6 protein-coding genes and 2 pseudogenes are annotated in these 10228 nt (G+C 41.6%); all 8 read right to left on the reverse strand.

Annotation, left to right across the window (positions count from 1 at the left end; genetic code table 11):
• Positions 1-201 precede the first annotated feature (201 nt).
• Positions 202-822: pseudogene (locus J7529_RS23760) on the reverse strand (hypothetical protein).
• Between the two features lie 249 nt (positions 823-1071).
• A pseudogene (locus J7529_RS23765) lies at positions 1072-2250 on the reverse strand (IS4 family transposase).
• 78 nt (positions 2251-2328) lie between these two features.
• Positions 2329-2511, reverse strand: a complete 183-nt coding sequence (locus J7529_RS23770) for a hypothetical protein (RefSeq protein ID WP_318731030.1) — start codon at positions 2509-2511, stop codon at positions 2329-2331.
• Positions 2512-2771: 260 nt separating this feature from the next.
• The gene (gene proX, locus J7529_RS23775; protein WP_318731031.1) at positions 2772-3743 is read right to left on the reverse strand and encodes a glycine betaine/L-proline ABC transporter substrate-binding protein ProX; all 972 of its coding nucleotides are present in this window, start codon (positions 3741-3743) and stop codon (positions 2772-2774) included.
• 100 nt (positions 3744-3843) lie between these two features.
• Entirely contained in the window at positions 3844-4857 is a 1014-nt protein-coding gene (gene proX / locus J7529_RS23780; RefSeq protein ID WP_318731032.1) for a glycine betaine/L-proline ABC transporter substrate-binding protein ProX, read from the reverse strand.
• 201 nt (positions 4858-5058) lie between these two features.
• Entirely contained in the window at positions 5059-6036 is a 978-nt protein-coding gene (gene proX, locus J7529_RS23785) for a glycine betaine/L-proline ABC transporter substrate-binding protein ProX (protein ID WP_318731033.1), read from the reverse strand.
• Between the two features lie 66 nt (positions 6037-6102).
• Positions 6103-9648, reverse strand: coding sequence for a glycosyltransferase (locus J7529_RS23790; RefSeq protein WP_318731034.1), 3546 nt, complete (start codon positions 9646-9648; stop codon positions 6103-6105).
• A complete protein-coding gene (locus J7529_RS23795) occupies positions 9608-9820 on the reverse strand; it encodes a hypothetical protein (protein ID WP_318731035.1) in 213 nt (70 codons plus the stop codon). Before J7529_RS23795 ends, J7529_RS23790 begins: the two co-directional genes overlap by 41 nt.
• Positions 9821-10228: the final 408 nt, after the last annotated feature.

Raw genomic sequence — 10228 nt, forward strand, 5'->3', positions numbered from 1 at the left:
GAGGTGACACTCATAAAATCTTCTAAACCCCAAAATTGTTTAGCCTCTCTAAAATTAAATTCGATTGGAAAACGGAGACTATAATAGTCCATCAGTTGGTCATACCCTTTTGGCGAAGGTATTGTAATACAGCACTTCGCCCAGAAGTGTTGAATCTTAACATAAAACTTTACATTCAACTGAAGAAAAGTCCCTAGTGAACTAAATGAGGGTTTCTGGAATCAGATCGTAGCTCCAATGAATAATAGAGCAGCGCTGACTAAGTTCGACTGGCAAATAACGGAATTTATCCAACAGGCTTTAGCCATAGAACTGATGAACTTCCATTAACTGCAAGAGCAAGTCAGCGATTAACACCATCAGAATTGGTAAGGTCACTCCAGTCTCATTTTTAGTAATTAATTTATCGAGCTTTATATGCATTTTTAAGAACTTCCAGATCCCTTCACTTTCCCAATGCTTTCGATAGATTTCACTAATCTCTTCCTTGCTCATTTCAATTAAGTTAGTGGCCAGACGATATTCAGTTCTGTCTTCTAAATCACAGAACCATGCTACCCGATATCTTTGGGGTTCAAAGTTAGTTTTCATATAGAACTTGTGGTCTTCTCTCGATTTACACGCTTTAGAGAAGGTCGATATATCCACCTTAATACTTGTATGATTCAATCGGTAGAACAAGCCTCTCATACTAGTCAAACTATTATCGAGTAAGAAGTTTAACCAGATTTCAAAGAAGAGGCAAGAGTTGAGAACTGGGTAGTCATGAGCAGACAATGACTTGAGAATCGGTTTGACCAGATTGGTAAAGGAGACTACCATTTAGATAATATTATTTTGATATTTGAGGATAGAATGCCATATTTTATTCTCTTTTTTTTCGGCATTAAGCTAACATTCAACACTTCTGTTGCTCCTCCTATCTCGCTATCAAAGCATAAAGCACTGTAACTGCTATCCCTTTATTTATAGTCAATTCGATTAAGGTTGAGACACTAGCATTTATCTATAACGTCGGTATCTGTAGGGGCGAACGGCCGTTCGCTCACTGCTCAAGGGGTGACAAGGAGGCTAAAAACTAGACTGTATAAGGGATAGAGCCTGTAGCCCTTTCTGAAAAAACAACCGCTTATGAGGTTTGCACTCCATTAATTCTTCAGCTAAAGAAGAGCAACATTGGAAGGAGTAAATCCACAATAATCCGTAGCATCCAATGTAAAAATGACTATGACGTTTCACCTTACGTTGCTTTTCTGTGGTGCGAGCCATATAAGGATTGACTGCCATTTTTTCCCAAGTTCTTCCTTGTAAAGTCGCCCAAGTATAAGCCATAGCTATCACTAAAATGGTAGACAATAACCGTTCATCATTGACTCGTGTATCCTCTAGGTTATAGCCTCCGGTTTTACAATCTTTTAACATTGTTTCTATTCCCCATCTAGCTGAATAAAATGACAACGCTAAATCCATATTCTCTAAACTCGTCAGGATATACCAGGCTTCTTTTGGCCCTTTTCCTCTATACTGTCTTTTCCAATAAGCCACTAGATTAAACGGCCCTAGCTGATGAGATTTACCACAATATACCTCTCGGTAAAATCGACCTATTCCGGGTCTAATCTCTAGGCTCTCTAAGGACTGGTACAAATCCTGGCTTTCGGCGATGCAGGTACTCTTTTTTTGACGGAGTACAAAATCTACACCCTTTGACCATAGCCACTCCCCCAGCTTTACACTTTGAAATTCTCGGTCTCCTATTACCACTACTTTATACTCTTTCAGCAGCGCCAACACTGGACTTAATACTCTTTGTTGTTCTTCTAGAGAGCTACTTCCTTTTTTACCCAACAGTTCCCAATATACCGGCAGAGCATGAGTTTCCCATACTAGACTCAACATCATTACATTTCTTTCTTGCCATTGGCTTCTATCTATTACTAATAAAAGATATCCTTTGTGCCATAGTCCTTTCTTCCTTTGACCGTTCTGATTTTTTTCTTTTTCTTGTCTTCATAATTCTTTGACCAGGGGAAACCACAATTTCTTCGCACTCAGAACTTCCAGACTTAGAAATCTTTGAAGGCTTCTGACTCGACTGGCTACTTTTATGGGTTGGGGGAATCTTTGAGCTAGTTTGCACAGGGCTACATTTCGGCAGCCTTGCACTACCCAGATTAGCAGTTGTAAGGTTAAGTATTCTGTCCGACTTAAATTAGGTTCGAGGATTTTCTGGTACAATTGAGGAAGCATTTTTACATTTTTGTGGTCTCTACACGACCACTTTACTCTTTTACCGATCGCCTCCTCAACCCACCACTCTCTCTACCATCAACCCTCCTTGTCACCCCTTGAGGTCTCACTGTTAACCGAATCGACTATACCTTCCCCTTTTGCCTCTTCAATCCAACGATCAAACTGCTCTTGATTGTCCTTCACCCATTCTTGAGCCAAACGGCGCATATCTTCCGTTGTATTCTGCCCTTCTTTAATCCGTAAACTCGCTTTATTCATATCTTCCAGAGGAATTTGCACCAAATCAAACCAGGGTTTGGCTACTGGATTATCTGCTATAAATTTTGGGTTAGATATTACTTTCTGAGTCGGTCTATAGTCTTTATCGAATTAGTGAGATACAGCAGAAGAGAAAAGTAATAAACCGGTAAATGAAAGGATACTGATTTATTGTACCTCATCTATTTAAGAAACGCTATATTCCAGAATTATGATAACAATCTTGAGTCATATTTATCAAGTTATCTTCATAAAAATTATCAACTTTCTGCTTTTGCTTCAGCTAACCATTGATCGAACTGCTCTTGATTTTCAGAAATCCATTCTTCTGCTAAAAGACGAACTTTCTCAGGGCTATTTTCTCTTTCCCTAATCCGCAAACTCACTTCATTCATATCTTCAAGAGAGAATTGGACTAATTCTAACCACCGTTTTGCAACTGGATTAGCGGCTGCAAATTCTGGGTTGACAACAATTTCTTGTGCCCCTCCTGGAAAACCTGTATTTTTCCCATTAAACGTTGTTTCTTCTTCAGTAAAATTTTCATTTCCTGAGAAAGAAGTAAATGGAACTTCTAACACAATTGTATCGTTATCTGGTTTTAAAACCGCAGAAATCCAATGGGGATTATAAGCATAAAATAAGATTGGCTGTCCTTGTTGATAGCGACTAATCACATCAGTCAGCAAAGCTTCATACACTCCTTGCTCTTGTTCAACGGTGTCTTGCAGTCTATAAGCTTCTATATGATGATTGATCACTGATACACAACCCCAACCTGGATTACATCCAGCTAAATTTGCTTTTCCATCTCCATCCCAGTCAAACAATTTAGCAATCCGTTCATCTTTCAATTGTCCGAGATTAGTAATTCCATATTCTTGAGCCGTTTTTCGATCAATTCGATATCCCCTAGTGCCAATGGGAACAAAAATTCCTAGTTTTTTTATTTTTTTATCACCCCCTGCTTGGTTAAACATGCCATCATGACTGGGGCTATAGTAAATAACACTATAATCTAAATCTCCATTAGCAATAGACCAATAAATTCCGGGATACTCTAGTTCTCTAATGGGAGCAACTTTATAGCCTAACTTTTCTAGACCAATATTTAGCACTTCAGTTTGAAATATCTCTTGAAGCCAGGTACTATGAGCTGAACGAATAGTTACTTCATTGAAGGACAAATTTCGAGTGAGTTTTCCCGTCGTATAACAGCCAGACAGTCCCATAGTTAGAGATAAAAGAGTTGAAGTCAATATGACTTTAAACTGAAAATTGAATCGCATTAAATGAATTTGAAAAGATAGAGATTTTTATTCAGATATAGTTTTATTCATTTGCCCCTTTCGCGTCTTCAATCCAGCGATCGAACTGCTCTTGATTTGCACTCACCCATTCTTCTGCTAAACGGCGAATATCCTCCTGAGAATTTTCACCTTCTTTAATCCGTAAACTTATTTTATCCATATCCGCAAGGGGAATTTGTACCCTCTCAAACCAACGTTTTGCCATGGGATAATTGTCTGCAAAGGTTTGATTGATCGCAATATTCTGTTTGCTTCCCGGAAACCCTGTATTTTTGCCATTAAATGTAGTCTCTTCTGCGGTTAAATTACTCAGTCCTTCTGGGAGAGAAGTAAAAGGAACTTCTAACCAAACCGCTTCTTGATCCGTTTCTAAAACTGCAAATATCCAATGGGGATTATAGGCATAGAATAAAATGGGTTTTCCTTGCTCATAACGAGTAATTGTATTAGCCAGAAGAGCAGTATAATTTCCTCGGTCTTGTTCAACGGTATCTTCGAGATCGTAGGCTTGGATGTGATGATCGATCATCGCTTCGCAACTCCAACCTGTATTACATCCCGCTAAATTGGCTTTTCCATTTCCATCTAAATCGAAGAGTTTTGCCAGTTGTGGATCTTTCAATTGAGCAATGTTATTAATTCCATATTGATCGGCTGTTTTCTTGTCAATTCTGTATCCTTGGCTTCCTTCAGGAATCAACAATCCTGAGATCTCCAATTTTTCATTGCCACCAGCGTTTTCAAAAAAATCTTTATGGGCTGGATTATAGTAGATGACTGTATAATCGAGGTCGCTATTAGCCAGAGAAATATAAATAACAGAGTAATCTAATTCTTTGACGGTATCTATCGTGTAACCCAGTTTTTCTAACCCCAAATTTACAACTTCTGTTTGAAAACTTTCTTCCACAAAACCACTATGGGCGGCTCTAATCGTAACGGGTTCAGAATTTTCATTGGTTCTTTGGGTGGGTTGACAGGCGATTAACCCTATCATTAGAGAAAGAATCGTAGGAATCAATCGGGATTTTAACATTGATATTCTTTTATTCATGTTGTAAGATAGTTTATTTCACCATTGCCAAGTGTTTCGGCAATTTTCTTATGGTTATCAAACAAACGATTCACTCGTGCATAGATATTTGTCTGTAAACGGTTGGTTTAGTCGGTTTCAATCGCCTCCTACAGATCATTTACTTCTCCATATTCAATACATAGGTTTTCTGCGTTCCTGTTGTTATTTTCCTGCACCCTTCGCTTCTTCAACCCAGCGATCGAATTGTTCTTGATTTCCACTCACCCATTCTTCTGCTAAACTGCGAAGCTCTTCTGGAGAATCTTCACCCTCTTTAATCCGTAAACTGATTTGATTCATATCATCCACAGGGATTTGCATCAATTCAAGCCAACGTTTTGCAATAGGATTACTCTCGACAAACATTTTATTTGCTACTATATTTTGACTCTGTTTGGGAACTCCAAGATTTTTTCCATCCACAGTTGTCTCTGCTTCTGAAAGGTCAACTTCATCTTCAGGCAAAGACGTAAAAGGAACGGTTAACCAAACGGTATCTTCATTCGGTTTTAAAATGGCAAAGATCCAATGAGGATTGTAAGCATAGTATAAGATAGGTTCTCCTTGATTGTAGCGGGTAATAGCATCAGCAAGTAGGGTAACATATTTTCCTCGATCTTGTTCTACTGTATCTTGAAGTCCATAAGCTTCTATATGATGATCGATAATTAATTCACAAGTCCAACCCGGATTGCATCCAATTAAATTAGCTTTACCATCACCGTCAAAATCAAATAGTTTAGCAATTTCTGGATCTTTCAATTGTTCTATACTAGAAATCCCGTATTCTTCGGCTGTTTTTTTGTCAATTCGATATCCCGCTTCTCCAGGGGGAACGACAACACCTAAGAGCTGAAGCTTTTCTTCACCACCAGCATTGTCAAATAATCCTTCATGTATTGGATTGTAGTAGATGACGCTGTAGTCTAGATCGTTATTGGCTAAAGATAGATAGATGGCAGGATAGTCTAATTCCCTGGGTTTATCAATTTGATAGCCAAGCTGCTCAAGTCCGATCCTCACGACTTCATTTTGAAAGGCTTCTTCCACCCAAGTACTCTGAGCTGCACGGATGGTTACTTGTTCAGGGGAAAGTTGTTCACTAGATTGTTGGGTTGGCTGACAAGATATTAATCCCACTGTCAAAGAGAAAAGAGTTGAAATTAAGAGAGATTTTGATAAAGATTGCATTTCGATCATGATTGTCTATTCGTGTTGTAAGATGACTTCTTTAACTATTGCCAAGTGTTTCGGCAACTGTTTCTGATTGTCAAATAAACGATTCACTCGTGCGTAAGCATTTCCCCGTAAGCGGTTAGCGTAGTCGGTTTCGATCGCTTCCACCAATACGTTGGCTAAGGCTTCTGGATCGCCAGGACGCACCAAATACCCTTCGTGGCGATCGCCGATCATCTCCGGTATGCCAAACACATTGCTACTGACGATCTTTAACTCAAACGCCATTGCTTCCAAAACTACCCTCGGAAAGGACTCTTCAAAACTGGTACATACAAATATATCGGTTAAGGCAAAAAAGTCAAACACATAGCGCGTTTCTGGATACATTTTCACATAATCCAGCTTTAGCCTCTCTTGCACCTGACGCAAATAGTCCAGATAGATAATTTCGCGAGTTCCCACAATCAGAAACTCTAGGTTCTTAAACTGCGAGGCTGGATAAATCTTCTCTAAGTGCTTAATAGCTTCTAAGAAAATATGCTGTCCTTTACGCTCGCACGTCGTTCCAATCACCGAAATCACCGTTTTTTCTTCAGAAATCCCATATTTCTGCCGTAAATAGGATTTGCTATTACTTTGGCGAAACTCGGCAATTTTTTCTAAATTCATGCCTCCGGGAATCGTACGAAAACGGCCATGAATATCAAGATCGTGGAAAATTTGCCGCGTGGCATCGGCGACAAAGATAACCCGTGATGCATTCTGAAAACTGCGCTCCAATAAACCCCGCATCACTTGCGGAGGAGAGTCACCAAAAAAGTTGCGTAAACTGCGCTCAACGGTACAACTTTCATGGATATGCCAAATACTGGGTAAGCCAAACAGTTGGGCTAATTCTATTCCCCAAAAACCAACCATTGTATTGGACATCACCAGATCGAACTCGGTCATGTCTAGGACTTTTCCCACCTGTTGGAGACGCTGATGGTAGGTTTCTAGGCTATTATCAACTCGTTGCAGATTATCTTCAATCAGTTTAACCGGAATATTAAGTGCTTCGTAATCGTTGCGTAACGGTCCATCGACGAGGGAAACGACATTAACTTGGCATTCTCCCGACTCAACAAAATGCTTGGCGAAATTGTAAGCCATTAAGGGAGCGCCTTCGAGGGCTAAATTGTGGGTAACCAGTAGAATTTTAATGCCAGAAATTCGACTGCTATGGACATAGTGAAGGGGATTTAAGTCCATCGTCATGGAATCGATATTAATATTGGAGGTAATGTAAGGGTCTTTTTTGCCCTGATATCGCTCCATGAAATTTAGGTGTTCCTTGGGATTATAATAGTCTCCCCGTGAGGCACTTCCTTGATGAATGAGGGTGGCTTGGGGGGTATAAACTACGCGCTTACCAGTTTCTTGAACGCGCAAACAATAGTCCACATCATTGAGTTCTAAGCCCAATTTTTCCTCATCAAATCCCCCGACTTGATGGTAAAGTTCGGTGGATGTAAGCAAACAGGCTCCGGTGACGGCTGAAACATTACGGGTGGTGTGGGGATAGAAGAGATAACCGAGTTCTTCTTTGCGTAACCCGTGGAATAAATGACCGGCTAATCCGCCATTGGGGCCGATACAAACGCCCGCATGTTGTAGGGTATTATCGGGATAAAGGAGACGAGCGCCAACGACTCCGACTCCTTCAATGGACATCCAACCGACCATGTCTTCGAGCCAACCGGGGGCGATCGCCGTAATATCATTGTTAAGCTGCAACATGAGGGACGTTTTCACCTGTGCAGCACCAAGATTCACTAAGCGAGAATAGTTAAAGCCCTCTCGTCCGGTTAAACTGGGGTCAGGGCGTTGGGTTCTAATCACCTGATAGGTTAATTTCAACTCTCCCAAGGAGTTTAAAGAACCATTTTCCAGTTGACTAAAGAATTCTTCTGTCCTGGGTTCCGTAGACTGATCGTCAACAATAATGACTTGCACGTAGCGCGGATCTACGGTTTTCTCCAAGCTAGCAATACATTCCGATAAGATTTCCGTGCGATCGCGAGTCGGAATGACGATTGTAACAGGATTTTCTGCTAAAATTGAAGCATCCCATTGCAATTGATGCAAACATAACCCGTACTTGGTGGCTAAAGCTGGTAAAAAGGGTTTCGCCTTTAAATTGCGTCGCTCCAGGGTATCGGAAATTGCTCGATAGGCACTATCAAAGACATAGGTTTTCTGCGTTCCCTTTGATGCCGTACTTTCCGGGTGGACGCGCCAATGATAACAGACGTGGGGAATATGACGTACCCTATCCATCGTCGTCTTTTCCCGCACCCGCAGGTAAAGATCGATATCCTGTGCTCCCTCTAAACCCGATCGCAGTCCTCCTACCTCGTCAATTAAGCGCTTGCGAATGACGGCTAAATGGTGGGTATAATTGTGGGCGATCGCCATTTCTGGACTCCAAACCCCCTTCATTTGGTATCCATAGCGCTCTCCTGTCGGCGTAATTTTGTCCTCATCCGTATACATCCAATCCACATCCGGGTATTGGTCTACACATTCGGCTACTTGCAACAGCGCATCGGGAGATAACAGGTCATCATGGTCTAAAAGGGCGATATAGTCACCCGTTGCCACCTCTAGGGCTGAATTGGTCGCCTTGACAATATGGCCATTTTCGGTTTTAAATACAACCTTAATCCGAGGGTCTGAGGCTTGCGCTGCGGTCAAAACTTCTTTAACATGGGATTGAGTCGAGGCATCGTCAGCGATACATAACTCCCAGTTGGGGTAAATTTGCGCTTGTACCGAGGCGATCGTTTCTTCTAAAAAGCCCTTCGGTGGATTGTAAACGGGAACGACCACACTAATTTTTACACCCGTTTTTTCTAAGTGTTGTGCCGACTCTGCCATCAACTCCCGCACCTTAGCTGTTAAGCGATTATGCTCTAGCCAACGCTGATAGGGGTCTTCCTGTTGCCAAGGATGAATAATCGTAGAATAGGATGCAAATTCCTGAGTTTGGGTTTGGTCGTAGTAGCGCTTAACAAACCGAATCCAAACCAGAGGAGATAAAGGAATTCCCCCACGCTGTTTATAGGCTAGAACTGCCTTAGTCATAAACCCAGAAATCATCTGAGAAACCTTCGGTTTTGGCGGACGCTCGTACACATTTTGAATCGTAATAGTACGGGCAAAACAACAAACTGAATCCCCATTCTCTAAATTCGCCATAATCTGGATGGCAATCTCTCCCGAATAATTGGGTTCAATGGGTAAATTCCAGCCAAAGCCACTATTTTCAGCCGAGGGAGCATCAATAAACGCTTGCGCCACATCGGGACGAGGTTCCCCATAGGTGATGGTTTCTTCCCTATTCTCATCTTGAATCAGCGTCAGTGACTCAATCGCGTGACGATAATGAAACACCCAACCCGCAATTCGCAATACCCCACTGACGTTGCGTTCAATGGCATTTGGACTTTCTAAAAACCCCTGGAGGTCTCCCGTGGGATTGACTTCTAGGTTAGGAGAGCGCTTCAGTACAGCCTTCAGGGGCGCTTTCACTGTTTGTATCAGGGGGTTCAGGGATTTTTTCATGCAAAGACAGTCCACTCCAAATCAAGCTGGAACCACTGGTTCCAGAGTCGATTAGCAACACTGTAACAGAATAGCTGAAGATTGCGATCGGCGATCGATGTGCAGCGGCTTCCTGGCTAACCATACCTTTGGTGATCATTAGGAGGCAAGTTATTCTGGGCCCCTTGTTAGGTTCAATTAAAGGCAACCTATAGGAGTTAATTGTTAATGGAGCTGGGCAGAATCGAACTGACAACTCCAAATCAAGCTAACGCTATTAAAGCAGCTCAAAGCTATACCTAGCTTGCATTCTAGAACCTTGAAAAGGAAATAGGTGCAAAACAAGTGCAAAACTGGAAAGACTATCTAGACCGCTCCTGGTCTCTGGTTAATGAGTATTTCCACTCTAACCAGATTGACCCATCCAAATTGGTAGACCATGAGCTAGTGAGGACTTACCTCAAGGCTTGCCAGAAGTCAACCCCAAAGGGTGTCTCTATCAGCAAGAACCGTAGTCGTCTGTCCCTTCGGTTCAAAGTTGCCAGCAAGTCTCAGACTTCCGATAATG

Source organism: Roseofilum sp. Guam (assembly GCF_017746735.1).
GTDB lineage: Bacteria > Cyanobacteriota > Cyanobacteriia > Cyanobacteriales > Desertifilaceae > Roseofilum > Roseofilum reptotaenium.